Origin of the sequence: Sphingobium sp. RSMS (assembly GCF_005406185.4) — a bacterium.
In the GTDB taxonomy this organism is placed as follows: domain Bacteria; phylum Pseudomonadota; class Alphaproteobacteria; order Sphingomonadales; family Sphingomonadaceae; genus Sphingobium; species Sphingobium fuliginis.
In genome coordinates this window covers 962,784-988,436 of sequence record NZ_CM191257.1, presented here as the reverse complement: position 1 = coordinate 988,436, position 25,653 = coordinate 962,784, and the positions used below count along the sequence as shown (strand labels likewise).

24 protein-coding genes and 1 tRNA gene are annotated in these 25,653 nt (G+C 63.4%); 14 read left to right on the top strand and 11 right to left on the bottom strand.

What is annotated here, in order from left to right; all coding sequences use genetic code 11:
• Positions 1-16 precede the first annotated feature (16 nt).
• Together EGM87_RS04585 and EGM87_RS04580 are read right to left on the bottom strand one after the other, a co-directional pair.
• The gene (locus EGM87_RS04585) at positions 17-541 is read right to left on the bottom strand and encodes a GNAT family N-acetyltransferase (RefSeq protein ID WP_044662118.1); all 525 of its coding nucleotides are present in this window, start codon (positions 539-541) and stop codon (positions 17-19) included.
• A gap of 27 nt (positions 542-568) precedes the next feature.
• Positions 569-877: a type II toxin-antitoxin system TacA family antitoxin gene (locus EGM87_RS04580; RefSeq protein WP_044663129.1), complete on the bottom strand. Its 309-nt coding sequence runs from the start codon at positions 875-877 to the stop codon at positions 569-571.
• A gap of 96 nt (positions 878-973) precedes the next feature.
• Here EGM87_RS04580 and EGM87_RS04575 point away from each other — a divergent pair, with 96 nt between their 5' ends.
• From EGM87_RS04575 to EGM87_RS04545, 7 genes are all read left to right on the top strand, one after another.
• Positions 974-1,981: a TraU family protein gene (locus EGM87_RS04575; RefSeq protein WP_044663128.1), complete on the top strand. Its 1,008-nt coding sequence runs from the start codon at positions 974-976 to the stop codon at positions 1,979-1,981.
• Between the two features lie 367 nt (positions 1,982-2,348).
• On the top strand, positions 2,349-4,280 hold the full coding sequence (locus EGM87_RS04570) for a hypothetical protein (protein WP_044662117.1): 1,932 nt from the start codon (positions 2,349-2,351) through the stop codon (positions 4,278-4,280).
• Positions 4,281-4,339: 59 nt separating this feature from the next.
• Positions 4,340-5,374 carry a conjugal transfer protein TraN gene (traN, locus tag EGM87_RS04565; protein WP_044663127.1) on the top strand — a complete coding sequence of 345 codons (1,035 nt, stop codon included), beginning with the start codon at positions 4,340-4,342 and terminating at the stop codon, positions 5,372-5,374.
• Positions 5,346-6,194, top strand: a complete 849-nt coding sequence (locus tag EGM87_RS04560; RefSeq protein WP_235600723.1) for a type-F conjugative transfer system pilin assembly protein TrbC — start codon at positions 5,346-5,348, stop codon at positions 6,192-6,194. The genes traN and EGM87_RS04560 overlap by 29 nt, the downstream gene beginning before the upstream one ends.
• On the top strand, positions 6,166-6,765 hold the full coding sequence (locus EGM87_RS04555) for a S26 family signal peptidase (protein WP_044662116.1): 600 nt from the start codon (positions 6,166-6,168) through the stop codon (positions 6,763-6,765). Before EGM87_RS04560 ends, EGM87_RS04555 begins: the two co-directional genes overlap by 29 nt.
• The gene (locus EGM87_RS04550) at positions 6,762-7,610 is read left to right on the top strand and encodes a conjugal transfer protein TraF (protein WP_044662115.1); all 849 of its coding nucleotides are present in this window, start codon (positions 6,762-6,764) and stop codon (positions 7,608-7,610) included. The genes EGM87_RS04555 and EGM87_RS04550 overlap by 4 nt, the downstream gene beginning before the upstream one ends.
• Positions 7,607-8,203 (top strand): hypothetical protein, encoded by a 597-nt coding sequence (locus EGM87_RS04545; RefSeq protein ID WP_044662114.1) that lies wholly within the window; start codon positions 7,607-7,609, stop codon positions 8,201-8,203. The genes EGM87_RS04550 and EGM87_RS04545 overlap by 4 nt, the downstream gene beginning before the upstream one ends.
• A gap of 32 nt (positions 8,204-8,235) precedes the next feature.
• On the opposite strand, the gene EGM87_RS04540 is transcribed toward EGM87_RS04545, so the two are convergent.
• The gene (locus EGM87_RS04540; RefSeq protein WP_044662113.1) at positions 8,236-9,402 is read right to left on the bottom strand and encodes an ATP-binding protein; all 1,167 of its coding nucleotides are present in this window, start codon (positions 9,400-9,402) and stop codon (positions 8,236-8,238) included.
• 127 nt (positions 9,403-9,529) lie between these two features.
• Here EGM87_RS04540 and EGM87_RS04535 point away from each other — a divergent pair, with 127 nt between their 5' ends.
• Both EGM87_RS04535 and EGM87_RS04530 read left to right on the top strand, forming a co-directional pair.
• Positions 9,530-10,951: a conjugal transfer protein TraH gene (locus EGM87_RS04535; RefSeq protein WP_044662112.1), complete on the top strand. Its 1,422-nt coding sequence runs from the start codon at positions 9,530-9,532 to the stop codon at positions 10,949-10,951.
• 13 nt (positions 10,952-10,964) lie between these two features.
• A complete protein-coding gene (locus EGM87_RS04530; RefSeq protein WP_044663125.1) occupies positions 10,965-14,693 on the top strand; it encodes a conjugal transfer protein TraG N-terminal domain-containing protein in 3,729 nt (1,242 codons plus the stop codon).
• On the opposite strand, the gene EGM87_RS04525 is transcribed toward EGM87_RS04530, so the two are convergent.
• Both EGM87_RS04525 and EGM87_RS04520 read right to left on the bottom strand, forming a co-directional pair.
• Complete coding sequence (locus EGM87_RS04525) at positions 14,677-15,117, bottom strand: hypothetical protein (protein ID WP_235600722.1); 441 nt, start codon at positions 15,115-15,117, stop codon at positions 14,677-14,679. The genes EGM87_RS04530 and EGM87_RS04525 overlap by 17 nt on opposite strands.
• Positions 15,118-15,223: 106 nt before the next feature.
• Entirely contained in the window at positions 15,224-15,400 is a 177-nt protein-coding gene (locus tag EGM87_RS04520) for a hypothetical protein (protein WP_157009830.1), read from the bottom strand.
• Positions 15,401-15,411: 11 nt separating this feature from the next.
• Here EGM87_RS04520 and EGM87_RS04515 point away from each other — a divergent pair, with 11 nt between their 5' ends.
• The 4 genes from EGM87_RS04515 (at position 15,412) to EGM87_RS04500 (ending at position 17,368) form a co-directional block, all read left to right on the top strand.
• Positions 15,412-15,693 (top strand): helix-turn-helix transcriptional regulator, encoded by a 282-nt coding sequence (locus tag EGM87_RS04515; protein ID WP_082718616.1) that lies wholly within the window; start codon positions 15,412-15,414, stop codon positions 15,691-15,693.
• Between the two features lie 174 nt (positions 15,694-15,867).
• Positions 15,868-16,176: a type II toxin-antitoxin system TacA family antitoxin gene (locus tag EGM87_RS04510; protein ID WP_044662111.1), complete on the top strand. Its 309-nt coding sequence runs from the start codon at positions 15,868-15,870 to the stop codon at positions 16,174-16,176.
• 177 nt (positions 16,177-16,353) lie between these two features.
• Positions 16,354-16,659: a hypothetical protein gene (locus EGM87_RS04505; protein ID WP_235600721.1), complete on the top strand. Its 306-nt coding sequence runs from the start codon at positions 16,354-16,356 to the stop codon at positions 16,657-16,659.
• 4 nt (positions 16,660-16,663) lie between these two features.
• Complete coding sequence (locus tag EGM87_RS04500; RefSeq protein WP_044662110.1) at positions 16,664-17,368, top strand: nucleotidyl transferase AbiEii/AbiGii toxin family protein; 705 nt, start codon at positions 16,664-16,666, stop codon at positions 17,366-17,368.
• A gap of 40 nt (positions 17,369-17,408) precedes the next feature.
• On the opposite strand, the gene EGM87_RS04495 is transcribed toward EGM87_RS04500, so the two are convergent.
• From EGM87_RS04495 to EGM87_RS04480, 4 genes are all read right to left on the bottom strand, one after another.
• Entirely contained in the window at positions 17,409-18,794 is a 1,386-nt protein-coding gene (locus EGM87_RS04495; RefSeq protein ID WP_076605735.1) for a tyrosine-type recombinase/integrase, read from the bottom strand.
• Positions 18,795-18,949: 155 nt separating this feature from the next.
• Positions 18,950-19,025, bottom strand: a tRNA-Ile gene (locus tag EGM87_RS04490).
• A gap of 25 nt (positions 19,026-19,050) precedes the next feature.
• A complete protein-coding gene (locus EGM87_RS04485; protein ID WP_137709743.1) occupies positions 19,051-20,088 on the bottom strand; it encodes a polysaccharide deacetylase family protein in 1,038 nt (345 codons plus the stop codon).
• Positions 20,089-20,139: 51 nt separating this feature from the next.
• Positions 20,140-21,849, bottom strand: coding sequence for a sensor histidine kinase (locus EGM87_RS04480; protein WP_171010026.1), 1,710 nt, complete (start codon positions 21,847-21,849; stop codon positions 20,140-20,142).
• 204 nt (positions 21,850-22,053) lie between these two features.
• Here EGM87_RS04480 and EGM87_RS04475 point away from each other — a divergent pair, with 204 nt between their 5' ends.
• The gene (locus EGM87_RS04475; RefSeq protein ID WP_025551551.1) at positions 22,054-22,527 is read left to right on the top strand and encodes an Lrp/AsnC family transcriptional regulator; all 474 of its coding nucleotides are present in this window, start codon (positions 22,054-22,056) and stop codon (positions 22,525-22,527) included.
• A gap of 199 nt (positions 22,528-22,726) precedes the next feature.
• On the opposite strand, the gene EGM87_RS04470 is transcribed toward EGM87_RS04475, so the two are convergent.
• On the bottom strand, positions 22,727-23,995 hold the full coding sequence (locus tag EGM87_RS04470; protein ID WP_137709745.1) for a tetratricopeptide repeat protein: 1,269 nt from the start codon (positions 23,993-23,995) through the stop codon (positions 22,727-22,729).
• A 106-nt stretch (positions 23,996-24,101) separates the two neighbouring features.
• A complete protein-coding gene (locus EGM87_RS04465) occupies positions 24,102-25,382 on the bottom strand; it encodes a hypothetical protein (protein WP_025552082.1) in 1,281 nt (426 codons plus the stop codon).
• Between the last annotated feature and the right edge of the window lie 271 nt (positions 25,383-25,653).

Sequence of the window (25,653 nt, the reverse complement as noted above, 5' to 3'; positions counted from 1 at the left end):
AGCGCTCAGCGATAGGCTACGGGATGTCCAACAAGGCGTGAATTCTCGCGACAGGAAGGTGAAGCCGCAGCGGAATGTCGGGCAAGGGCTGGAACCCGTACCGCATGTAGAGTTGCTTGCGCTTCTCGACCTTCGCCGGGTCACCACAGTCAAGAATATCAAGCAGCACGACCGCGATGCCGACGTCCCTGGAGGCACGGCCAATTCTTTTGAGTGCATCGGCGAGGAGAAGGCTTCCAAGGCCCTTTCCCTGATGCCGGGCGTCGATAGCGATCATCGATATGAAAGCTGCCGGTATCTGACCATGGCCCGGCCTGCTGCGCGTGAAGGATGCGGGCAGATGCCCATAATCGACGCTGTGTGCATTGAGGGTGTAGAAGCCGATCAGTTCCCCGTCCGGCGACAACAGCACAAAGGCCCGGACATTATCCGCCCGGGCCAGTTTGCCAGCCGTCTTGCGCAGATAATTGTCGACCTGTTCGATGCCGGACGCAAAAATAGCGCGATCATGCCGCGCAGGATCGAGCGGCTCGATCACCATTCCCTTTTCAATCACGAAAGTGCGCTCTTACCGGCTTTCGATCATCTGGTCGTGACGCGCGAAGGCATCCCGCAAAGCCTCCGAGGGCGGGACAGGATTTTCAAGCGCGTTGAGGATCGCATCATAATCCTTTCGGCTCACGATCGTCCGCTCATGGGTCTGGATGGTTTCCAGCGCCGCCTTATAGGCCGCGTTCATCACGAAGGCGGAGTCATCCACGCCGCACCAGGCGGCGGCCTGCTGGATCGCCTGCTTGATATGAGGCTTGGTCCGAAAATTCATGCGGACCGTGCTGCGTTCGTTGACCGCAGCCGCCACGTCCTCAAACGCTTGCATCGCCAAAACCTCGTCATTCCTGTCTATCGCAATATGTACGCCTTTAAGGCGCACATTTCAAGTTTGATCAAAGGACTTTCTCGACGCCGGGCGAGGCTGATCCTCTTCACGCGCATCGCTCCGCTCGCACTGGCGCTGGCCGCCGGCGGCACCTCCGCGCCCGCCCACGCCTCCAAATGCGAAGCCGGCACCATCTTCAATCCGATCACCAAGGTACGGTGGAACTGTATCTTCCCGATCACCATCGGCGGCGTGCGGGTGGGCAGTTTCGACAAGCTCGACAAGGAGCTAGATGCCCAGTCCGCGTCCAAGCCGCTTTGCGCCTGCCGCAAGGGCGCGACCTTCTGGTTCGGCGTGAAGGTGAGCTTCTGGTCGCCCAACCGGATGATCGACGTCGTGACCGAGCCGGGATGCATGATGGCGATCGGCGCCGATCTCCTCCCCACCGGCGGCAGGCTTCAGGGCAGCCAGTCCTCGATCGCCGACGGCACCAACAGCCAGAAGATGTTCGCGCAGATGCACTATTACATCTCGCCGGTCTGGAAGATGCTCGACATGTTCACCGACCTCCCCTGTATCGAGGATGACGGGTTCGACGTCGCCATGATCACCGAAGTGCTGCCGACCTGGCAATCGGGAACGCTGGGCGCGATCATCCAGCCCGAAGGCATTCTCTTCGGCAATCCCGCCGCGGGTCTTGCCTGCATGGCCGACAGCGCCGCGGCCGCCGCGGGAAAGGTCATCGACCCGCTCTCCTGGTGCATGGGGAGCTGGGGCGCCACCTATCCGGTCGCGGGCGACATCCATTTTGGCGACAGCGTCGAGGCCTGGGCGGGTCTTGCTGCCAGAGGCACGTTCATGATGGGGCGCCTGGGTGCGCTCACCATCAGTTCTGCCGACGGCTGCTCCTTCAAGGCCCAGCCGATCTGGACCAAGAGCCGCTACAAGCTCCAGATCATGGAACCGGTCAAGGGCGGCAAGTGCGTCAATATCGGACGTCCCGGCGCGCTCTGGTCCTCGGCCAAACATGCGCCAGGTAAGGACAATGCCCAGTTCATGTCCTTTGAAAAGGTGATCTGCTGCGCGGGGGTGTCCACCCCATGAGCCAGACCCTTCCCCCCTGTCCCACAGCGGCCCGCCTTCCTGCCCGGTCTGCCCGCCAAGGCCATGTTGGCCCGGTCGGCCGCTACGTGGGCGGAGCGGCACCGTCGCCATCCGGCGCCGCTCCATCATCCGATTCTTCCCGTGCGGCTTTGGAAACGCACGGGGAGAAGGTCAGCACGGCCAGATGTACCCCCGGCGAGCGAGGATACCCCCCTCTGCCTGAATCCTCGCCCGCTTTGGCCGTGCTGACCATCAACGACGGAAAGGCCGCCTTCCAATGCCTGTCGGCACCACCCGACATGGTCGGGCTTTGCCCCCTTTTCCGGCTCCGCGCCGTGAATCGCTCTCGCCCACGTGAGGAAGAAGCATGAGGTGGCCCTTCTCCCCCTCGCTCGCGATACTGGCAGCGCTGAGCGTCCAATCGGCCTTCGCGCAGGACATGGACGCGAGAGCGCGGGCAGCGGCGGCGGCCTCGCGGGCCAAATCCGGCGACAGCGATGCGATCAGCAACAATTATCTGACGCCAGGTCTCGCCAATCAACCTGTCAGCACGGTCGACAATAGCCGCAGTTTCACACCCAATCTCGCCTGTCAGCAGAGCGCCACCATGCTTGAAATGCTGGTTCAGCCCGGCACCACCGGCGACATCACCCATCTCTCCATTTCCCGCGACAAGGATCTCGACGGCGCGTTCGACCAGGTCCTGACCCTCCCGGTCCCAGTGTCGGGAATCTGCGCCAACGGCGTCATCTCCTGTTCGCCCGGAAGCTGGAACCAGTGCCAGAGTTTCAAATGGGATGTCGGCGGTAGCGGCGACCTCAAGCTCAGCCAGGTCGACATGCCCGATCTGTCGGGTTGCTATTGCATCAATGCAAGCTGCGGCGCGAACCTGGTCGCAGGCAATCTCCCCTCGGTCCTGAAGGATCTGGGTGGCGGGGTCATCGGGGCGCTGACGACCGCCGATCCCCGGATCGCGGTGGCGCAGGCCAGTATCGACGGCCCGGCCATCCGCTATGTCGGCGCGCAGACGACCGCCTGCACCTCTTCGCCTGCGGTGTCCGCGACGAGCTATCGCGCCAATCCAACCGCGATCAGCGGCGACGCCTATGCCGCCTCGCAGGCAAATTCGGTCTTCACCGCACTGGCGGCCTCGCCGGCGGGGAACGGCAAGGCGGAGGAAACGCGGTCCTGCACGATCGAGCGCGAGATCAACGTCAAGGCCTGGGATTTCACCGATATCGTCTCGGCCAGTGGCTCGATCACCTCGACCAGCAGTTGCGGCACGGGATGCCTCCGCTTCCAGATCCGGGGTGCGGGGAGCTGCGGCAGCAATCCGCCCGTCTATACCGTCACCTTTAGTCCGTTGCTGCCCAGCCGGATCGTCTCGGCGCGGATCATCGAGATGGGCGCGGACGACTGGGTTCAGGGCCGGATCAATGGTCAGGTCGTGGGCTCGGCGGGCAAGCGCCTCTGGACGGGCGATGGCCTGCCGTCTGGCGACTGCCGGATCAGCGATGATCCCTGGTATAATCGCACGCCCATCGATTTTACCGACAGGCTCAAGTCCGGCGCGACGTCCGTCAGCGCGCGGGTGCGCGGCGGGGGTGGCGGCAATTGGGGCTACGTCACCGTCGAGATCCAGGTCGACACGAGCTGCGAGGTGAGCGAGCGGCTGGTGGATCTCTGCGCGGGCTATGCCAGCGATCCCGCCTGCCGCCTGACCCAGGAAGATATCGACGGCGTGCAAACGGTCCGCAATGGCGTCGTCACGGGCCTTAAACCCCTGCCCCTCACCCGGTTATTCGGCACCGGCAGCTGCACCTTTCAATATGGCCGCGACTTCTTCCTGCGCACGCGCCGCTATGCCTGCGTCGTCGACACAACGGGAACAGCGCAGCCCGATCTCAGCCGGGCAACCTATATCATCGACCATTCGACCGAGACGATGCTCGCCGACCAGACCCGGAGCAGCGATGGCGCCCTCGTCCAGTCGACCCGCGCGTTCGCGCTCCCCGACCGTCCGGCGGTCGCGGCCTGCGAGTCCATCTGCAAGACCCGCGCGGCCAGCGCCAATAGCGGCGTCGCCCCGGCGGGGCTCGTGGCGGAAAAGCAGAATCTGCCCGTTGGCTGGGACAGCCTTTATCATGTCTGTTCGGCCGACAATGTCTGCCCGCTGGGCGACGGCGAAGAGATCGTCTCACCCTGCGGCTGCCTCGATGATTTTCCCGAGGCGGTGGTGATGATGCAGACGGTCCGGCTAGCAGGCTCGGACCTTGCCTGCACGGCGGTGGCGCGATGACCCGCCGGCTCGCCTTCAGCCTGGCGCTCGCTTGCGCGCTGGCGCCGTTTGGCACTGCCATGAGCCCGCCTGCCCAGGCAGCACAGATTTGCGCCGCCGACCTCAATGGCAATGGCGATGCCGCCGATGAGGGAGAGATGGCGCAGTGCCTCACGACTGCGGACGGTGGATCGCTTTGCCCCATCGGCAAGGTCGACTGCGTGGCCGACGTGCAGGGCGGCTATGCCTGTCCGCTGGGGGCAAGCTATGCCTGCAAGACTCCGACGGCAGGGGGCGTGCCGGCCTGCTCGCCCAACAGCTGCATCGATACCGCTGCCACGCCGATCGAGAATGAAGCGGTCGTCGATGATCCGGGCGCGCCGGGTGACGGCCCGGTCGATGCCGACGGCAATTGCCTTGGCACCATCGAGATATTTGGCGGACGGGCGCTGCGCTGCCGGCCGCCTGGCGCCAGCGTCACCTTCCAGAATTGCTGCAAGGACAAGGGCAAGATCGTGAAAGACGGGATGGGCGGCTCGCTGAGCTCCATCACGACCAAGATCGCGATCGCCAAGGGCGTCTTTACCGGCATGAAAGCGGCCTATACCGCGTTCAAGGCGGGCGCGACCGCGAGCGAGGCGGCCTCGGCCGGCGCCCATGCGATCATCGTCGGCATCGATCCCACCTCGATCGCGATCAGCCTTGCCATCAATTACATGATTGAGGTGCTGCTCCAGAGCTGCGACCAACAGGATATGGAGACCGGCATGCTGCGCGGTTCGGGCATGTGCCATGAGGTCGGCACCTATTGCTCGTCCAGTATCTTGGGAATCTGCATCCAGAAGGCGCGGGGCCATTGCTGCTTCAACACCAAGTTGGGTCGCATCATCCAGGAGCAGGGCCGGCCGCAACTCGCCGCCTTCAACAGTCTTGGCTGGGGCACGCCCGAGCATCCCTATTGCCGCGGCTTTTCCGCCGAAGAGTTCCAGGCGCTCGATTTCAGCCGGATGGATCTCAGCGAATATTATTCGGACATCGAGGCCCGCGCCCAATCCGACATCCAGATCGACATGAAGGAGAAGATCGATGCGACGCTCAGCATCATCCATCCCTGACCTTTTGCTGCGCGCCGGCGCCATGGTCGCGCTCTGCGCCGCCGCCCCCGCGCTGGCGCAAGGCGGGCAGACCGTGGGAGAGCCCCAGCCGGCCGAACCAGACAAGCCCGCCCCAGGCAAGCCCGCTATATCTGGCCCGACCGGCATTCCCGAACCATCGCAGGCGATGCGCCGCCGGGCGTTCGAGGCGATGCGACAGAAGGGGCGCTTTCCCGACATCGAAGCGCGGGCGCGCAAGGATCGAGAGGACGCCGCGCAGCGCATGGCGGCCGAGCATGACGCCCTGCAAAGGCGCCTTTACGAGGCCCTGGGGCTGGCTGCGCCGATCGATTCTGCGAAGCCAAAGGACGTGCGCGGAGCGGCTTCAGCAAAGAGCTGGGTGCCGATGCTGTTCGCCTCCTCCTCCATGCCGCTCCAGACCCTGCGCAATTACGCCGCACAGCTTGAGTCCGTGGGCGGGGTTATCGCCTTTCGTGGCGTTCCCGGGGGCATGAGCAAAATCGGCCCTTTGGCGAAACTGACGGCGCAGATTCTGCGCGTCGATCCTGGCTGCGGAGGTCCGGCCTGCACGATGCGCAACGTCCAGCTCATCGTCGACCCGATCCTCTTCCGCCAGCATGGCGTCAATCAGGTCCCTGCCTTCGCCATGGTGCCGGGCGATCCCACCCTTCCCTATTGCGAGCGCGACGACGAGGTCGGCCCAAGCGCCAGCCATATCGTCTATGGCGACGCCGCGCTGTCGGGGCTTCTCGAAGAATATGCCCGCCTTGGCGGCAAACAGGAGGTCCGCGATGCTGCGTCTCGCCTGTCTCGCCGCTAGACGGCTCTGGCCCGCCCTCGAGGCCCTGCCCGCGCAGGCGGCCCGCGCGCTCGGCGGTGCGGTCGGTGACCAGCCTGCCGACAACAGGCGATTGGCCCTGAACCTCGCCGTCATCCTGCCCGTCGCGACCCTCACCTGGCTTGGATTGCCGGGCATCACCCTGGTCATGAGCCCGTCGATCGATGCCTGGGCCGTACGGCGCGCGCCGGGTCTGATCCAAAAGGGCGATCTCGTCGAGTTCATGCTCTTCCACCCCATCGCCGGCCCGAAGCCGGTGAGCGTCACGAAGCGGGCGCTCTGCCTTCCGGGCGAGCGCCTCCGCGAAATCGAGCGGCTCTCGGTCGATGGCCGCGAGGGCACCCGCAGCTGGTATTATTGCGACCGCACCTTCCTTGGCGCGAGCCGGCCCTTCGGCCGTGACGGTCGGCCCCTTCCCCATCTGCGCTGGGGTGATCGACCGATCCCGCAGGGCTTTGTCTATGTCGGCTCCGATCATGCCGGGGGCTTTGACAGCCGCTATTTCGGGCCGGTCCGGCTCGACCGCCTCACCCGCATGGAGCGCATCCTGTGAGGCGCGCGCTTGCCCTGCTGGCAGTGGCTGGCCTGCTGCTCCCGGCGGCAGCCCAAGGAGAGGACACGATCCGCCAAGGTTACTGGTGGTATCGCGCCAAGCCCGATCCCACCGAGACGCCGCACGATGATGTGCCACCAGCCCCGGTCATCCCGCCCATGGCCGAACTCGCGCGATGGAGCCCGCCCAGGATCGCCAAGCTGATCGCAGACCAGCGTGATTATGCGGCGACCGTTCTTACCGTCGAAGCCGTATCCGATTTCTGGCGGCTGGAGGATTTTGCGCGGCGCAAGGCCCGCGCCTTTGCGGGCGTCACACAGCTGGCGATGCTCACCCATCCCGAACTCAGCGCCAAGTCGGCCAATCCGATGATCGGCGATGCGCGCGACGCGCTGGGCGCGCAGAAGGATGCGGTGCGCCGCGCCTATCTGCGCTCTCGCGGCCCAGAATTCGCGCTCGTCATGTTCTCGCGCACCTCCTGCGGCTATTGCCGGGTGCAATGGCCGATCCTCCAGCGCTTTCAGGAGGAAACGGGCTGGCAGATCATCCGCGAGGACCTTGACCGGCGGCCCGAGCTTAGCGCCCGCTTCGGCGTCGAGGTGACGCCCACCACCATGGTCATTCGCCGCAACTCCGCGCAGCGCATGGTTATCGCCAATGGCGTCGAGACATTCCCGACGCTCATCCAGACCGCCTATCAGGCGGTGAAATTGCTATCAGGCGACATCAGGCCCGAACAATTCCTGACGGGCGCGGGCGAAGAGAATGGATTTTTCGACGCGCTCGCCAATGGTCCGGTTGCGGCCGCCGATCCGATGGCAAACCCAGGCGGTGTCCGCCCATGAGAGCCCTCCACCTTCGAGCATCGATCGCGCTGCTGGGCGCGCTGCCGCTCCCGGTTCAGGCGCAGGCGGAACGACGCGCGCCTGACCGAACCCAGGCGGCCCGCGCCGCGATCCATCCGGTGTCCACCGCCAGCGAAATGCAGAGCTGGCTCGCCCGCGTTCCTCGAACGGTCGATTATCCGCCGGATTTCGAGGCGGCTTTGAAGGGCCAGGGACCCGCGTTCGTCATTGAGATGAGCACGGCGCCCGGTTGCCTCCCCTGTGGCGATCTCTGGACCAAGCTCCTCGCCCTCAAGACACGTTATGGCCTGGCGGTCCGCCCGATCGGCAGGGAGGAGGCGATGCTCCGCTCGGGACGGCTTGGCCTCCCCTGGATCGGCCATCCCGTTGCCTGGCTCCGCCCCGCCTCCGACGAGGCGCGCATCCTGCCGATCGCGATCGGGACGGATCATCCAGCCAATCTCGCCCGCAACATCTATCTCGGACTCAAGATGCAGACCGGCGTGCGGGCCGCGGTCGGCGTGCGCGCCATGGCGAAGTTCACCGGCATTGTCGCAGCCGGTACCGCCTCAAAAGAGCGGAATCGGAACTGATCATGCAGGGAGCCTCAATCATCGACATTCCGTCAATGCAGAGACAGGAGCCATCGGCCCGCCTCGGCTATCGCGCAAACCTCGATATTCTCGGCGAGCTTGTAGGTCTCTTCTCCAGGATAGATGACGATCCGGCGCACCGGATCGAGATCAGCGCAGGCGTGGTGGAAGCCCCGCTCGACCTTGGGCGAAAGACTGCGCTTGATCTCGAACGCCCACAGACCGTGGCCGGGGATGGTGAGAAGAAGATCGATCTCGGCGCCAGCCGATGTTCTGTAGAAATTTGCCTGCGTGCCCTCAGGCGCTGCCGAGATCAGCGTTTCGATCGCAAACCCCTCCCAGCTCGCACCAGCGACGGGATGTCCCAGCACATCTTCGCGGGAGCCCAGACCCAGCAATGTGTGAACGATGCCGCTATCGCGCACATAGACTCGCGGGGATTTGACGAGCCGCTTGCCGCTATTGCTGTGCCAGGGTTCCAAACGGCGGACGAGAAGCAGGTCGACCAGAAGATCGAGATAGGAGGCGATGGTCTTGGAATCGACGCCAAGACTGCGCCCCAGTTCCGAGGCATTCAACAGGCCCGATTGATGGTGGGCGAGCATCGTCCAGAAACGCCTCAGCGTTTCGGCAGGAATACGCGGACCCAGCATGGGAATGTCACGTTCGAGATAGGTTCGGATGAAGTCCTGCCTCCAACGCCGGCTCGCGGCATCGCTGGTGGCGAGATAGCTGTCGGGAAAGCCGCCGCGAATCCAAAGCCGATCAACATCACCGTCGCCCACCTCCAGGGCGTCGAGCGGACGCATTTCCAGATAGGCGATGCGCCCGGCAAGACTTTCGCCCGATTGAGCCAGCAAGTCGATCGAAGCCGAGCCCAGCAGCAAAAATCGGCCCGTCCGCAATCCCTTCCGACGACCCCGATCGATCAGGCCCCGCAAAAGCTGGAACAGGTCCGGCAGCCGATGAACCTCATCGAGTATGACCAGCTTGTCTTCATGGTTTTCGAGATAGAGTTCGGGATCCGTAAGCTTTGCTCGATCCCGATCCGATTCAAGATCGAGGTAGATGGATGGCCGCTCATCGGCCATCTCATGCGCGAGTGTCGTCTTGCCGACCTGGCGTGGCCCGAGCAAGGCGACTGCGGGGCTTTCATCCAGTCGGGCGACAAGTTCGCTTTTGATACGGCGTTCAATCATCCTTGCATATTTGGATCGATATTACGAATTTGCAAGGTTAATTGTCTAGAGATTTTGCAAGCAATACCAAAGGGCGCGCATATGGCGGGTGGGCCCTTTCCTTACTCCTCAAGACAAGGAAGCCGCCATGCCCCATCTCAAATATAGCGCGACCCTAGCTGTTCTGGCTCTGCTTGCAACCTGCGGAACAGCTATGCCCGCGCACGCCCAGAGCTGGGCCGAACATTGGTTCGACAATGTGACCTATACCAGCCCCGGCAGCTTCGAGGACCAGACTCGCGGCTATGTAACGGCGGGCGGCATGTCGGGCCGGATCGATGTCCATAGCGATTATCTCATGTCGCTCACCATGCCCAAGGTGAAGGCGGGCTGCGGCGGCATCGACATGTTTCTGGGCGGTATGTCCTTCCTTGACCCGGACTATCTCGTCCAGAAGCTCGAGAGCATCCTCCAGGCCGCGCCCGCCGTCGCTTTCCAATATCTGCTCGAAACCCTCGACGAGAAGATGGGGAACATCATTTCAAAGATGGAGGCGGCCACCAATTTCCTCAACTCCATCCAGGTGAATGACTGCCGCCTTGCTAACCGGATGGTCCAGATCGCCAAGGGCGATGATAACATGTCGGGGATCATTGAGGAGATGACCGGCTACAAGTCGGTGAAGGAAGGTTACGCCAAAAGCTATCAGCAAAGCCGAGAGAAAATCCAGGCAAACGGGAATAGCCCCACCGAGGATCTGAAGGACGCGCTCGCCAATTGCCCGGCCGAGGTCACCGACATCTTCCGCACCGGCTCGCTGCTGGCTCATGCGGCGGCCCGCGTCGGCGCCGCCGATTGGGCGGGCGTCATGCGCGCCCGGGTGGGCGACGTCTATATGCGCTGGGACGCCAACGACAAGGTGCCGCTCTTCTCGGCCATCCCCGCCTGCGCTGGGCAGGATACCGAGTCGTCCGATGATTTCCTGAGCGGCCGGGTCATGCGCCGCGCGCTCAACATGCCCGCCACCGCCGCCGATTGCACGCAGGACGGGACCAAGGGCGCGCTGGCGCTCACCCGTGAGCGCATGACCTCGATCGCCGAGAAGATCAGGACGCGCGCAGCGCTGACGGCCGAGGAGCGTCAGTTCGTCGCCAATGTGCGGACCCTGCCGGTCTACCGGATGCTTGAATGGGGCGTGCGACAGGATGTGGTCGACTCGGTGATTGGCGATACCGACGAGCTGGTCGCCCTGACGCTCGCCTATCAGATGTTGAACGACCTCACCCGCAGCATCGATTTTGCCATCTCCAATGCCGAGCGCGGGACCAGCGCGGCGGGCGCCGCCGATAGAACCAGCGCCAATATCTGCCAGACCCGCATCCTCACCAAGGGCATCGAACAGCTGCGCGACCTGCGCGAAGAGGTGCTGCGCCAGCGCGCGCAGATGCGGCAATCCTATATGGCGGCGCTCTCCCAGGCGAACCTCTCGACGGGCTATGCCGGCCTCATCCGCCAGCGCGATCGGGACGCGCGCGACGCCGCCGGCACCGCCGCCAGCCGCAACCGCTGAAGGATCGGACACCATGCGCCTCATCTCCCGCTTGCCCGCGCTGCTGTGCGGTCTCGCCAGCCTGTTCATCGCCTCCCCTGCCCTCGCTCTGGAGACGAGCTTTCACACCTATGACGGCTTTGCCGAGACGGTGGATGCGTTCCGGCTCGTCTCGATGATCTTCGCCGATCCGCGTTACGAAACGCTGGTGCTGATCGTCGCGGTCGTCGGGATGGCGCTCGGCGCCGTGCTCGCCATGATCCGCGGCACCGGCATGGGCCTTGTCGCCTTCGGTCTTCAGATGCTGGTCGGCATCGGCCTGTTCGTCGGCCTTGTCGCAACGACCGGCACCGTCCATGTCTATGATCGGGTCAGGAACGCATATCAGCCGGTCGGCGACGTCCCCAATCTCATCGTTCTGGTGGCGGGCGTCACCAACATGATGGAGCGGGCGCTGGCCGAAACGATCGACGACAATACACTCGACCCGCATGCCAAGCTCGAATTCGGTGCGGGCGGCCATGCCTTCGACCTGTTCCTCAATGCCGTCAGTCCGCGAGGGCCGATGACCGATGCCTTTCTCGACGCGACGATCAAGGATTATGTCCGCCAATGCTATCCGGTCGCCCGCGTCTCGCCGGCCTATGGGATCGACGACGACCAGCTCTTTCGCACCAGCACCGACCTTCCTGCGTCCTTCGCCGCCATGGCGGGGCCTTCGACCTTCAGCACCATCTTCACAGCCTCGGACAAGGGCGGCACGACGGTCAGCTGCAACGAGGCCTGGACCCATATCGCGGATCGGCTCTCCGACCCGGCGATCTTCGAGGATTATTCCTCCCAGGTCTGCCAGCGCACCGGCTATGACATCGCCAAGGCCGACCAGCTCGCGCGCTGCCGCAGCAATCTCTCCGAAATGAGCGACATGATGCTGGGAACGCCGCTCACCGCCCAGGCCTTCTTCACCAACATCCTGCTTGGAAACAGCGTGGGCGATGTTCTCTTCGAAGACAGCCCGGCGACAGCCGCCCGCGTCATGGCCAATCGCGCGGTGGTGGCGGGAGGCCTTGCCACCATGTCGACCGCCAATGAATGGATGCCGACGATCCGGGCGACAGTGTTCGGGATCATGCTGTTCATGATGCCGATTGCGCTGCTGTTCATCCTCACGCCGATCAACCTGCGGGTCGCGAGCTTCGCGCTGGGGCTCTTCGTCTTCGTGGCGCTGTGGGGCGTGATCGACGCCGGCATCTATCAGTTGACCCTTGGCCGCGCGATGGCGGTGCTGGCCGAGATGCGCTCCAATCATGTGGCCGCCACGACCTGGATGCTTGCCCCCTCCTCGGCGATGAAGGCGCTCGCCATCTTCGGCAGTTTCCGCACAGCAGCGGCGGGCCTAGCTGGAGCGTTCGTGTTCACGGTGTTCCGCTTCTCGGGCAACGTCTTCTCATCCTTCACCGGCGGTTCGCTTGGCGTCCAGGCCCAGGGATCGGCCGCGGCTGCCGGGGTCTCGACCTCCGAAGGCTTTGCTACGGCCCTTGAAGCGCAGGCCTCGGCCATGGGCACGGGCTCACGCCGGTCGGCCGCTTCCGGCTTCGGTGACTTCGGGGAGCGCTCAACCTTCGGCACCAACCGGAGTTTCGGTGCAGCAGGCGCTGTTGGTGCGGCCCATGGCGGCGGGGCGCCCGGCAGCGCGGCCATGGCCCTCGGAAGCACGGACGCCGCACGAGAACTGGGCGGCCTTGCGCCTGCACTCCACGGCCGAGACCTCAATGATCCGGCGACGGCGAGCGCTGTGCGCGCGGCGGCGGCAACCGGCGCGATCCACAACTTTGCCGAAAAGGACGCACTGCGAAGCCTTGGCACCAGCTATTTCGGGTCGGGCGAAGCGGGCGAGAAGGCATTCGGGGCCTTCACCCAAGGCTTGGTCCAATGGCGGGCGTTCGGCGACACTCGCGCTTATGGCATGATGATGCAGGCGGCGACGCGGCATTTTGAGCGCGGGGGTTATTCACCGCAGGACGCGGCGCTGAAGGCGAGCGGGGTCATCGCCGAGGCGAGCGCCGATCCGACCTTCGCCAAGCTCATCGCCAACAGCTACGCGCAGGAGGAAATGCTGCGCAACGATCTGACCTCCGCCCAGGTGCAGGTCGGCACCATGGAGGGACGCCGGGATTACGCCGGTGACCGGGTGTCTCAGGTGGAACGAGGCAATGTTGCGACCGAGCAGGCCTATCGCACCGGCGGGAACCAGGGCCACCGCAACGCCGCCACCATGCTCGGCCTCCCCGTTGATGAGATGAGCCGCCGCATCGCCTTCATCAATGCCCTCTCCGGTGAAGCGCGCTCCTCCGCCATCACGCAACTCTCCCGCGCCACTGGCCGGAATGAGGCCCAGGTAACCAAGGCTCTCGAAACCTATCGGGCGGCGACCGATCTTGGGACGGCGGACGGGGCGACAGCCGAAGCGGCGCGCGAAGGAACCAGCGTCTATGGCCGGACCCGCGAAGCTGCCGGTTACGACTTCGCCGAGCGGTCGGGGAAACTCGACGCGCAGAAGGAGGTCGGACACGATGGAACACGCAGCGCCGCCCGGATCGGTGAGCAACGCCGACAGTCGGATAATTTTGGTTTTGCGCAAGGCGCCGAGGCCGCCAGCATGTCCACGCGCGAGGCAGCTCGTCTCGACAGCTTCATTCGGACGCTGGCGGATGCGAGTGGCAACCAGCTCGACATGTCGGAAGGCGGTGCCGACCGCATCGCTGATCGGGCGCGAAACGCGCGGATGACCAGTATCGTAGAGCGCGAGCGTCTGTCCCGCATGCAGGGGCTGCTGCGGGCCAACGGCATCGAGATGAGCAAGCGCCAGATCGCCATGGACCAGAATGGCGATTTCAGGATGAACCTCACCCCGGCGACGGCCGCCCAGATGTGGCAGGCTGGCCTCCTTAACGAGAGCCAGCTCGGTGCGGTCGCCAATGGCGGCCATGCCCGCTTCAGCCTCGCTCATAATGACCTGCTCGTCTCTAGTAGCGCAGGGTTCGAGAAATCGGCGCGCAATGACACCAGCACGCGGTTCGAGGCCGGCAAGCAGGCCGGTCCCGACACGATCGAGCATTTCATGGGCGGCGGTGCCGAAGGTCGCGCCGCCATGGCCAACTGGCTCAAGGGCGGATTCGAAATGGACCGAAAGGGCAATTGGCGTCTCAAGCCGCAGATCGCTGACACGCTCCAACGGGATGTGCAGGCGATCATGGCTCAGACCGGTTGGGAACGGTCGATTACGAGAGCAGCGCAAGACCAGTCTGCCTTTAGCACTTCTGTCCAAGCGGAGATCAGTGGTGGATCAACGAGTCGTGGAAGCAAAGGCAGCCGCGCAGGAGCGGCGGCTGGGTTTGGTCAGTTTGCCGGGTCACTCGGTGCGTCCTCGCAGGAAAGCGGAACAACCAGCGAAGCGGCCAATGCCCAGCTCAACATAGTCAATTTCGAAGTACGCCAGGCAATCGCAAACTCTGAGCGTGCGGCGTCCAAATCGCTCAATCCGGCATCTTCATTCGCCAACCACCTTTCGGCTGAAATTCTTGGACGCGATGGACTGCGAAATCGATATCTCGAAGATGCCGATAGTGGCCGAGGTACAGTCGATGTAAATGCTCCGGTGACATCCTGGGAGCAGTCATCCCTGCTAAGCGGGGGGCGCTTCTCCACAGATCTTGCCAATGGACCATTTGATGGCGATCCTCATTTCAAGAAACGCGATTGATATTGCTGGGATTGAGCGGGTTTAAAGGATTGCCAATCCAGAATGCGCCAGATCGCGGATCTAGAGGATCAAACTGCCACGGCATCCCCGATGGGCCGTATTTCCTGCGATCCCTAAAATAGTCCTCATCAAACTCACCGTCTGTCGCAGCTGGCAATGATCCCAACCAGCGTCGAATGAATCCGAAAGAGAGAACTAGCGCCACAATGGGCGGAAAGAAGAAGATATTCAGATATCCACCGGCAGCCGAATGATAAACTTCTGTCAAAGCATCCAGCTTGAGGGCAGCAAGCATGCCCAGCCAATAGACTGGCACGCCACTCCACCAGAGCTTCGCGTACCAGGGTCGCGAAAGCCAATCCCTGAGACGAAGTTCGTCGGGGTTCCGATCCGCGTCATTGGGTTCAATGGTTGCAGCCATCATCAATTCCTCTTCGCCGAACCTACCATCTTGGAGCCGCGCGGAAAATAGCTAACCCTCCGAAATCAGGAAGTTTCGTCCTCCTGTCACCTGGTTTACCAAGATCCGATCACTCCAGCCCCCTGCTACCCATCGCGCCCTCCCCCTTCCCTTCGTCGATGCCCCCATTTCGGGTCCAGTTTTCGCTCTCACAAAATGCCGTCGCCACCAGATAAATCGAGCAAATCCATTGATTTTCCTGCGATTCGGCGGCATCATTTTGTTTGGCCGGGCAGACCTCATTCATGAGGTTGATTGATGCCTAAAAATGTTTCGGCGCCGCCGGATGCGGCAAAGCAGTTCGTCATACCTGCTGCGAAGGATCGTCGTACCGACTCCTTGTGGCGCATTGCCATGGTTGCTCAGCGGACGGGTCTCTCCCGCGCGACCATCTACAGGCTTGAGGCTGCGGGCCACTTCCCCAACCGACAGCAGATCAGCCCACGATGCGTTGGATGGTACGGAAGCGACATTGAGGATTTCATCGCAAATCCAAAGGCCTTCATTCAGACGGTGAAAAGGCGATCCGCGCGGCGATAAGGTCAGGCGGGGGCCCAACAATCTACCGTCTTAAGCCAGACGAACCAGTGCGGCACCCCGACGGTTTTCGCCAGCGGCCCCTTCTGAGCACCGCGCATCGACCGCCACCAAAAATATATTGGCATCGTCATTAGAAGAAAGGCATGCCGGGAATCTAAGGGAAGGCTCGCAAAAATGGCGCGGACGGTACAACCGAATTCGAACCGGCGCTCATCAGCGCCCAAGGATGATGTCATCCAGATTAGGGCATCGGCAAGCATGAAGGCCGTCCTCACCCGTGCAGCCGCTTTGCGCGGCCAGAAACTCTCCGAGTTCATGCTCGATTGCGCGCGCCGTGAAGCCGAGGATGCCATTCTCGACCAACGCACCTTCTTGCTCGACGCTGAGCAGCATGAGCGGTTCCTGGCAATGCTCGATTCTCCGCCCGCACCTTCAGAGCCGTTGCAGGAGCTATTTCGGCGCAAACCGGCTTGGGAATGCTGAAGTCCGGTCGACTGCAGACCGATGCCGAATTGGGCGAACTGATTATGCTGCTACCTATCGAAGCCGCCATGTCGCTCCTGAATGACGGAATGGTCGATCAGGCCAATTTTTCGCATAGATGTTTGAAAGTTAATGGTAATTTCTGCCATTCTTGTTTTGATAACATAAGATCGATATATGGTAGTGATCGATCCGACGGAGATCGTTCGAGGTAGTTCGATGAGTAGCGTAACGGTACAGGTTCTGACGACAGTGAACGCTCCCTACGGGGCGGACCTTTCTGCGCATCAACTGGCCGAGCTTCTCACCGATCTGGAAAGTGCGGTCACCTTCAACGCTATGGCCTTTTCTTTCTTCTCCGAGGTTCCTGCTGACATTCAACAGGATTTTCTCAAGGAGATGGGCGTGAGTGCCGCAGCGGCCAGCAAGGTAGCATGCCAGTTTTCGGAGCTTTCCGGCTACGCGTTGCCTCTGGCGGCTTAAACGGGTGCCGAACAACCAAGCGAGCCAGTGGCCAATCCTGTTCGATCTGGCGGGCAACATCTTCGATCATTTTCAGTCGACCAACGGCTTCATTCCAGATTGGACCTTCGGCGGCGGCACGGCACTCATGCTGCAAATCGATCATCGCGAAAGCCATGACATCGATCTGTTTTTGGATGATCCGCAAATCATACCCTATCTCAATCCTGAAACACAGGGAATTTCTCTCAACAGACGGCCTGATAGCTACGTCGCGGACGGAAATGGGGTTTTGAAGCTTGCCTATAAGGATATAGGCGAGATCGATTTTATTTGCTGCGAAAGCATAACCGATGACCCTACTCAGAGAGCTGTCATCAGGAATCGCGATGTTAATCTTGAAACTCCTGCCGAGATCATCGCGAAGAAGGTGTATTACCGTGGATGGAATTTCCAGCCGCGTGACATGTTTGATCTCGCAGCCGTGGGCGATCAGCACGGTATCGATTACGTCGTCTCGGCACTGCGACAATGTGGCCTGGGCCACTGCGAAAAGGCGCTGGAAATCATCAAGAACGCCAAGCCAGAATTCGTTCGGTCGATCATTGGCCAATTGATGTTCAGGCCAGGGACGGCCTATCTCGTTGATACGGCGCAGGCTATGAGCCGCGAATATCTCACCGAAACGATTTCAAGTCTGCGTGCCGCTAGCGCGGCACGCAATCCCTGAACCCAGCGCCCTTCGATCTCGCAAGATCAAACTGGCTGGCCTAACGCCTGGCCGGCCTGAACTGGATGACGTTCGGACCCGTCGGCGCGCTTTCCCAGCGTGAAAGCAGCCTGCCCTTGGCCATCCGAACATTCACCAGAGCGAACGGGCTTTCGAGCCCGTCCCCGATCAGATCAGCCCAGGCCTGCAGCATCTCCCGCCGCGGCTTGAAGTAGCGCGCGCGGTTATAGGCCCATTCCGACGCCGATATGCCTTTGGGCACATGCGACAGAACAAGATCGATGATCATGCGATCGCCGTCACGCTCGAGTTCCGCAGCCCGCTCGTTCATCACCGTAGAGAATGCCGAACGCCAGCCGTGCGGCACCATCTTCCCCTTATAGGCACCATCCCCGATCCGCTTGTACAAGGTGCTGACAGCCGCGTCGCTCATCGGCAAACGCCAGGACCGGCTACTCGGGAAGACGAGGCTGAACTTTCCGGTGAGTACCCGTATGGCGCGCAGCGTTTCGACAGCCTGCCAGGAAAGCGGGACGTCGTGGCCGAAAGCGGCATTGCTCTTGTCCTCGACGGCCAGCTTCATCCGCCCGGCGGGTATCCGCCAGATCGCCCCCGGCGCAGGCTTGTCGGGATCTTCCCAGTCGATGCCCTCAAACTCGTCCCACAACGCGGTTCGAAGGACGCCAACGCGGACGGCGGTCAGAGCGAGCAGCCGGGAGGCCAGCTTGCTCAACGGGCCACCGGTAGAGAGATCGACGCGTCTCTGAAATTCGATAAGCTGGGACACGCGCGTGAGCGCTGGTTGCTTGATCCCCGGAGGCGAGCGTTTCAGCGCATCCGCGACGATCTCGACGCTGACGATCGTTTCAGTGGTCACCAGCCCTTCGCCGCGAGCGCGCTTGAGAACACCCAGGATGTAGCCGCGGACCCGCTTCGCAGTCTCGATCGCGCCTCTCCGTTCGATCTTGCGAAGGGCGATGAGGACCATTTCGCTGGTGACCTGACTGACCGGGAGCTTCCCGAACTCAGGATAGATGTCCTTCTCGATCCTCGATCGAACCCTGAAGGCGTTGGCGGCAGACCACCAAGGCTCGTTTTCCGTAAGCCATTCTTCGGCTTTGGTACGAAAACTGGCGTCCGCCTGAACTACGGCCTGCGCCTTCCGTCGGACAAACTCCACCGCAGGGTCGATGCCCTGCCGGAGCAGTTCGCGCGCCTCTTTTTGCCTTTCCCGCGCTTCGGCAAGCCCGACCTCGGGGAACAGCCCGAAAGTGACAAGCTTCTCGCGCTCGGCAAAATGATATCTGAACCGCCACGACTTCGCGCCGGCCTTTGTGACATAGAGATAGAGACCGGCAGAATCGGTCATCTTGTAATTCCGCCCGGTGGCGGCGGCGTTTTTCGCTTCAGCGTATGTAAGAGTCATCGATACCCCAAAAATTGGTTTCGATACCCCCACCGATACCCCACGATTCGTGAGATACCCCGAGACATCCTGAGACATTATGGATGAACAACGGCTCACAAACCCCTGATTTATAGGGATTTATGATATCACATAATGCTCATGAAATCGAGTGTTGGTGGGCCCGGCAGGACTCGAACCCGCAACCTAGCCGTTATGAGCGGCCAGCTCTAACCATTGAGCTACAGGCCCCACCTTGTTGCCCGGATAGGCAGCATCAGGCCGCTTGGCAAGCCTGTCCTCGCGGCTGGACTGCGTTAAGGAACGCATCCAGCGTCGCGGGGCGAACATTTCGCCTGTCCAGATGATCAAGCACTGCGTCCCACCAGCCATAGAAGGCGGTCCTGTCCGCCTCGTCGCGAACATAGGGCGTATGCCCGGGCTCCAGCGTCGGGGAGTGGAAGCTGAAATTCAGCACCGGCACGCCCTCCCCCAACAGGGCGTCGATTGCGGCGATCGCCTCCCGCGCGTCGATCCCTTCGGGCGTCAGCGGTATGCGGCTCAACATCCCGGTACGCGCCAATGCGCCAGCCATCGGTCCCATGAGTTGCGCCGCGCGGTACAGACGCTCGCCACCGCCGCGCAGCAGACCGGCAAAGGCCGTGGACAGCGGCAGCTCTACCAGGCTCCGCCCGGGTCCCGCCCAATAGGGATATTGCGGCAAGCCCCGGAAGTCCGGACCATATTGCCCGCCATAATCGAATCGACTGCGGACCGAACTATCCAGCCGGAAGCCAGCCTCCTCCAGCAGGCGGGCGCTATTGGGCCCGACACCGTAGCGGCCGGCCCGGTAAGCGATGGGACGAGCGCCGAAACGTTCCGCAATCCGTTGGCATAGCGCTTCCAGCTTCGCCCGCTCCACCGCCTCCGGCAGAAAGCCGACATAGCTGTTGGCGGCCGTCACCTCCTCGACATTTGGCGGATTGACCCAGGGATGCAGATGCGCGCCGATGTCGGCCGCGCCATCGGCCAGCCAGCCTCCCATCAACTCCGCCGCTGCGTCGCTGTCGACCACGGGATAGTCGGTCACATAGACGGGTTTCACCCCGGCGGCCGAGAAATAGGCCTGGCCGCGCGCCATTCCGTCGAGCGCCGTCACGCCATGCCCCGTCCGGCGGAAGGGGGCGTTCCAGTCGAACTCCTCCTCCGTATCCACGAACAGCATGAAGCGCGTGCCGAAGTCCGGATCGAGCGTAACCCTGTCCTCCGCCGCTGGCGCGCGGAGCAGGTTGCCGTCATGGAAAAGCGTCGTCATCCCGCCACCGCTACCCGGATTTGGTTGCGATAGGGTTTCGCTCGGCGCAAGTCAGGCGCTGCCGACGGCATCCTCCGTCTCCGCCATGGCCGGCACGGCGAGCAGGAAACGGCCCGGTTCGATGTCCAGCGCCCCGCCGCACCCCGTCGCCAGGCTGCGGATCAGGCGGAGGGAAAAGCCAAGGCCCAGCAGCGGGCCGTCCGCCCAATTGCCGTCCGGCATATAGCCCGGATCGAGCAGCCGGTCCTCTTCCATCCCCGCCAGCGTCGACGGCCGGTCGATGGCCAGCACCACGCGGCCTTCCGCCCCGTCCGGCTGATACCAGCAGGCGCCGGTCAGCGCTTCCCCGGCCGGTGCAACGGATATGAGCGTACGCAGCAGATGCTGGATCATGCGCTCGCCCTGCACCGGATCGATCCGCACCATCGGCAGGCCCCGTGCCATGGCGATGTCGATCTGCGCGCTGTCCCCCTGCTCGCGGAAGCGCGCCGAAACCTGCGTCACCAGCAGCGCGGGGTCGACGGCGCGCGGCGCCTCGTTCCCGCCCTCGCCCCCCGACACGCGCGCCGCAAGGTCCAGATCGTCGAAGGCCGTCAGCAGATGCCGCGCATCCACGGCGATCTTGCCCGCCATGTCGCGATATTCGGGACCGGCCGGACCGAACAGTTCCTGTTCGATGATCTCGGCAAAGCCCAATATCGCATTCAGCGGCGTGCGGAGTTCATGCACCAGTTGCCGGATCGAATCGGCGGACAGGCCGGCGATGGACACGGGCTCGACGCGGGGTTCGGCGGCGACTTCGTGGAGATAGGGCCGCCGGGCCTGCCCCCGATAGCCCTGGAAGCGGCCGGAGCGCGGATCGAAAAAGGGTGTGGCCGACAGCCGCCACTCGCCCGCCATCGTGCCGCCGACGATCGTATAGCGGCCGTTCTGAAAACCGCTGCGCCGCATGAAGGCGCCCGCGACATGGCCATCCGGGCCGCTGCCGCCTTCCAGCGCCGTCTCGTTGAGCGCGAGGCCGATCAGCGCCGCCCGCGGTCCCTGGTCGATCCAGACGATCGTTCCGGACGCATCCGTTTCGAAGGCGAAGGCGCGGGGTCCGGTGATGGCGGGGCGCTGCGGCGCTTCGTCCGCGTCGCCTGCGCGCCGGGCGCTGGTGAAGCGTGCGATCCGGTCAACCAGATTGCGGATTTGGCTGCGATCCTCCTCCGCCTCCTCGACCGGCTCGGCCTGCGGCTGGTCGATTTTCGGATCGGCGGGAACGATCATCGCCTCGGTCAGCAGCATGTCTTCCTGCTCGACCGCGACATCGCTGGTCAGCACCAGGTCGGTCGCACCGAACGCCTCCAGCCCCTGCAGCGTCGCCGGGCCAAGGTCGCGCCGCGACCGCAGCACGCCACGCGCCGTGGGCGTCAGGCGCGGCAACATCTCCACCCAGGCCGCGTCGGAAAGGCGCGCACGGGACATGGCGGCGGCGACAATCGCCGGGCGGTCATTGGCGAAGAATTCGACCAGCGTGGGCGACCGCAACCGACCGCCCAATTCCACGACCGTCGCGATCCGCTGCGTTTCCGACAGTTTCGGCAGCAGTCCGGTCAGCCGTTCCAGCAGCGCCGCCCGCTCCGCATCGGACATGATCGATCGGTCGTGCCGGTCGTTTTGCGCCAGCAGATCCACGCATTGCCGCCAAAGCGTGACGGCCCCGATGCCGCTGCGTCCTTCCGCGGCGAGAACCGTCTGCATGAGATCGTTGAAGCGCACCCGAATTCCCCAAATTCCAGCCCCGGCGCAGCACTGAAAAACCTTCCGCCGGAGAGATCGTTACACAGGAATAATGCTTCGCGCCGCAAAGGGGAAGGGCCGCGGACGGGTTCTTATGCGAACGTCGCATAGTGGGACAATTGCATTGTCCTGAAATATTATTATGGTAACGCCTTATTAACTGGCAAGGAAATAAGCGGAATAATGGCCGGCCCCAATATTGACGACATCGACCTCCAGATCCTTGGCGAATTGCAGGGCGACGGCAGGATGACCAATGTGGAGCTGGCCCGCAAGGTGGGCCTGACGGCTCCCCCGTGCCTGCGCCGCGTCCGCGCGCTGGAGGAAAGCGGGGCCATCAGTTCCTACCATGCCGTGGTCAACCCATCGATGCTGGGTTACACCATCACGGTCTTCGCGATGGTCAGCCTGAAGAGTCAGGCCGAAGCCGACCTGAAGGCATTTGAAGATCACATCGCCACCCTGCCCGAGGTGCGCGAATGCTATATGCTGAACGGCGAAATCGACTTCATCCTGAAGGTGGTGGCGAAGGACCTGCAAAGCTTCCAGCAATTCCTGACGTCGAAACTGACGCCCGCCCCCAATGTGGTCAGCGTGAAGACCTCGCTCACCATAAGGACATCCAAGAACCTGCCGGGCGTGCCGCTTCCCGTTTGAAGGGTGACGGTCAGGGTTGGTTTCCTGCCATTCCCCCTCCCGCAGGCGGGAGGGGGCTAGGGGGGTATGCTGCCGCGGCATCTGCGCTGTTTTGCAACGGCTAAGTCAGAAGCTCGCTACGCTCGCGCCCACCCCTAACCCCTCCCGTTTACGGGAGGGGAATGTCTTGTATTGGCCAACAAGCAGCCCGGCTTCTCCCTCAGCTCGCAGGCGTCGCCGTCGGCATGGAGGCCGTCTTCCTGCTCTGCTGATCCACCCAGACGGACCAGAAGCCAGCGACATTCGCCCAGTTGCCCGTCGTCACCTGTCCCAGTGCGGCCTTCGCCCCGGCCAGATCGCCCGACCGCGCCAGCGCCACGCCAAGCCGTGCATTGGCCTTGCCGGCATCGACGCCTCCCTTGCTCAGGGCAAGGCGATATTGCTCGACCGCCTGCGGGAACTGGCCGAGCGAGAAATAGGTGTCGCCCACGCCCATGGCCGCCGACCCGTCCTTTGCCGCCGACGCCTTCTTCGCCGCAGCGGGCAGGCCCGCGATTTCCTTCGCAGCCTTGGGCGTCGCGCTCTTCAGCAATTGCGCCGTCGCCGCCTGTGTCGGCGTCAGCTTGCCGGCCGAGCGACCGGCCTCGATGATCGCCTTGGTCTCCGCGCTATAGCCCGTCTTGTCGGCCAGTTGCGCATAAGCCTGGTAGTCGCGCTCGCTCGCCATGGCGCCATTGGCCGCCTGCAGGCGATAGAGGTCGAGCTGCACCTGCGCATCCATGCCGGGCGCCGTCAGGTAATTGGCGAGAGCCGACCGCCATTCCCCTGCCGAATCATAATGGGCAAGGCGCTCCCGATACAACGCCCCCAACTCCGTCCAGTCCCCTGCCTGATAGGCCATGGAGATCGCCCGGTCGTACCAGGCGGCCGGTATCGGCTGCCCGGCCGTCCGCTGCCGCGCCAGCGCCTCCTGCACGAAGCCTCGCGCATCCTTGGGCTTGTTGCGCCGGATGGCGATGTCCGCGCGCAGCATGGTGGCGTCGATCGGATCGTAACCGAGCGTCCGGGCGTAATCGAGCTGCGCCGTCGCATCGTCGTAATTGCCGACGATATAGGACAGATAGCCCGCAATATAGCGCAGGCGCGGCATATCGCCCTTGGGCACCGAGGAGGTCTTGAACATGTCGTTCAATGCCACCCGCTGCGCCTGCCGGTCGACCTTCAGCACCGCCAGCTGGAACCGCAGGCCAGCCGCCACATAGGCCTCGAAATCGCTGACCGGCATCAGGCCCGAAATCTGGGCCTGCGCGGTCGAGACATCCCCGGCCTTGATCGCGCTGTCCGCCGCTTGCGTCGCGGCGCGGAAACTGTCCGACATCTGGATCGCGGGGCCGACGGCCGGCTTCTTCGCAACGGCGGGCGCGGCCGCCATCAGGGCGGCGCCGGCCAGCAGCCCGCAGGTCAGATTGGAATGTCTCATCATGGCCATGTCAGCCATCCCCCTTGTCGCCTGGCTCCGGCCAGACCGTCATCATGTTCGAAGATGAAAAAGGCGCACCGCCCGGACCGGGCAGCGCGCCTCCATCAGGCAAAGATCAGGCCTTGGTGGCCAGATAGGCCAGCCACAGATCGGCGATCTGCTTGCGCGAACCGGCCTGCACCGACTGGAAAGCCGCCTTGGCCGAAGCATTGTCGCCGCCCAGAGCCTTGGCGATGCCCATGCGGGTGTTGATCTCGTCCGCGTCGACGCCGCCCTTCTGCTTGGCGAGTTCGAACATCGCCGCCGCCTTGGCATAGTCGCCATAGCCCAGATAGGCGTCGGCCGTGGCCGCCGCGATCTTGCCATTGGCCGCCTTGCGCGCATCGGCTTCGGCCGTGCCCAGCGAGCCCTTGTCGCCCGCGATCTTCGACACGGCAGGCTGGTACAGGTCACCGCCCTGGCTGGCGTTCAGCACGCCCTTGCCGCGGCCCGCGTCGATCGCGGACTTCACTTCGCCATAGATGCCGGTCTTCGACGCCATTTCGGCATATTCCAGATAATCCTGCGCCACGACCAGGCCGCCGGAGGTCGCCATCAGGCGCAGCACGTCCAGATTCTCGCGGTTTGAGATATTGGGATTGGCCTGCTGGAACAGACGGATCAGCGTGCGCAGATTTTCGCCGCTGGGCGCTGCCTGATAGGCCATCTTGGCCCATTCGGTGACTTCAGGCAGCTTCGCCGTCGCGGCGCGGCTGACGCCGATCTGGTACCATTGCGCCGGCACCTGGCCGCCCGAGGCCCTGGTGGCGTCCGCCGCGGCCTTGAGCGCGGCCAGACCCTGCTGGTTCAGGCCACGCTGCGGCTCGACCGAAGCGTTGGCGGTGCCGGCCTTGCCGAAATAGGCCTGCGCCAGCGTCACGTTCACCGCTTCGGGCTTGTAACCGGCCTGCGCCGCGGCCTGGGCGCGGGTGATGGCAAGATCGTAATTCTTCGCCTGCAGCGCCTGATCGGCGGCGACGGCGTTGAACTGGCCGGCCTGTTCCGGCGGCGTGAGGCCGCTGTCCAGCATCTGCGTCAGCGCCTCGCTCTGCATCGCCGCATCCTTGCCGGCGATGGAGGTGTTCAGCTTGATGGCGCCGATCTGATATTTGTCGTCGTTCGACTTGGCCTTGCTGTCGGCGTCGGCCAGCGCGGCCTTGGCCGCTGCGAAATCCTGCTTCTCGGCGGCTTGCTGCGCGGTCTGCAGCGCCTTCACCACGTCGGGCGAGACGTTCAGCTTGGGCGCGCCGCCCTTCTTCTCTTCCTTCTTGGCCGCGAATGCCGGAACCGAAACGGCGCCGCCAGCCAGCGCGAGAGTCAGCGCGAGCGCCACGGGGGTAACAAAACGCATGTTCATCTTCTCCTCTGCGCCCGGGGGACAGGCGGCCTTTGTTTACGCCGATTAGGGGTCGGCGCGTGAATAACGTTTGAACGACCTATATGCACCAGTTAACCGCCTGTCAGCCCCAAGGAACGGATCGCGCGAAACAATCTGGCGCGCCGATCGCGCGGCTCATGGTCCATACCGCTCATTCCCATCGCGTGCGCGCGTGCGCGCGAGGGGTGACAATATTGTTTCGCTCCGCTAGTGCAGCAGCAACGAACCATATCCATCCAAAAAGAGAATC

Coding starts and splice junctions, on each gene's coding strand:
- EGM87_RS04570 (WP_044662117.1), top strand. CDS start 2,349: ATGAGGTGGCCCTTCTCCCCCTCGCTCGCGATACTGGCAGCGCTGAGC.
- EGM87_RS04495 (WP_076605735.1), bottom strand. CDS start 18,794: ATGACTCTTACATACGCTGAAGCGAAAAACGCCGCCGCCACCGGGCGG.
- EGM87_RS04505 (WP_235600721.1), top strand. CDS start 16,354: ATGGTAGTGATCGATCCGACGGAGATCGTTCGAGGTAGTTCGATGAGT.
- EGM87_RS04535 (WP_044662112.1), top strand. CDS start 9,530: ATGCCCCATCTCAAATATAGCGCGACCCTAGCTGTTCTGGCTCTGCTT.
- EGM87_RS04585 (WP_044662118.1), bottom strand. CDS start 541: ATGGTGATCGAGCCGCTCGATCCTGCGCGGCATGATCGCGCTATTTTT.
- EGM87_RS04475 (WP_025551551.1), top strand. CDS start 22,054: ATGGCCGGCCCCAATATTGACGACATCGACCTCCAGATCCTTGGCGAA.
- EGM87_RS04515 (WP_082718616.1), top strand. CDS start 15,412: ATGCCTAAAAATGTTTCGGCGCCGCCGGATGCGGCAAAGCAGTTCGTC.
- EGM87_RS04555 (WP_044662116.1), top strand. CDS start 6,166: ATGCTGCGTCTCGCCTGTCTCGCCGCTAGACGGCTCTGGCCCGCCCTC.
- EGM87_RS04560 (WP_235600723.1), top strand. CDS start 5,346: ATGCGACGCTCAGCATCATCCATCCCTGACCTTTTGCTGCGCGCCGGC.
- EGM87_RS04520 (WP_157009830.1), bottom strand. CDS start 15,400: ATGAATGAGGTCTGCCCGGCCAAACAAAATGATGCCGCCGAATCGCAG.
- EGM87_RS04540 (WP_044662113.1), bottom strand. CDS start 9,402: ATGATTGAACGCCGTATCAAAAGCGAACTTGTCGCCCGACTGGATGAA.
- traN (WP_044663127.1), top strand. CDS start 4,340: ATGAGCCCGCCTGCCCAGGCAGCACAGATTTGCGCCGCCGACCTCAAT.
- EGM87_RS04530 (WP_044663125.1), top strand. CDS start 10,965: ATGCGCCTCATCTCCCGCTTGCCCGCGCTGCTGTGCGGTCTCGCCAGC.
- EGM87_RS04545 (WP_044662114.1), top strand. CDS start 7,607: ATGAGAGCCCTCCACCTTCGAGCATCGATCGCGCTGCTGGGCGCGCTG.
- EGM87_RS04470 (WP_137709745.1), bottom strand. CDS start 23,995: ATGGCCATGATGAGACATTCCAATCTGACCTGCGGGCTGCTGGCCGGC.
- EGM87_RS04465 (WP_025552082.1), bottom strand. CDS start 25,382: ATGAACATGCGTTTTGTTACCCCCGTGGCGCTCGCGCTGACTCTCGCG.
- EGM87_RS04525 (WP_235600722.1), bottom strand. CDS start 15,117: ATGATGGCTGCAACCATTGAACCCAATGACGCGGATCGGAACCCCGAC.
- EGM87_RS04485 (WP_137709743.1), bottom strand. CDS start 20,088: ATGACGACGCTTTTCCATGACGGCAACCTGCTCCGCGCGCCAGCGGCG.
- EGM87_RS04580 (WP_044663129.1), bottom strand. CDS start 877: ATGCAAGCGTTTGAGGACGTGGCGGCTGCGGTCAACGAACGCAGCACG.
- EGM87_RS04510 (WP_044662111.1), top strand. CDS start 15,868: ATGGCGCGGACGGTACAACCGAATTCGAACCGGCGCTCATCAGCGCCC.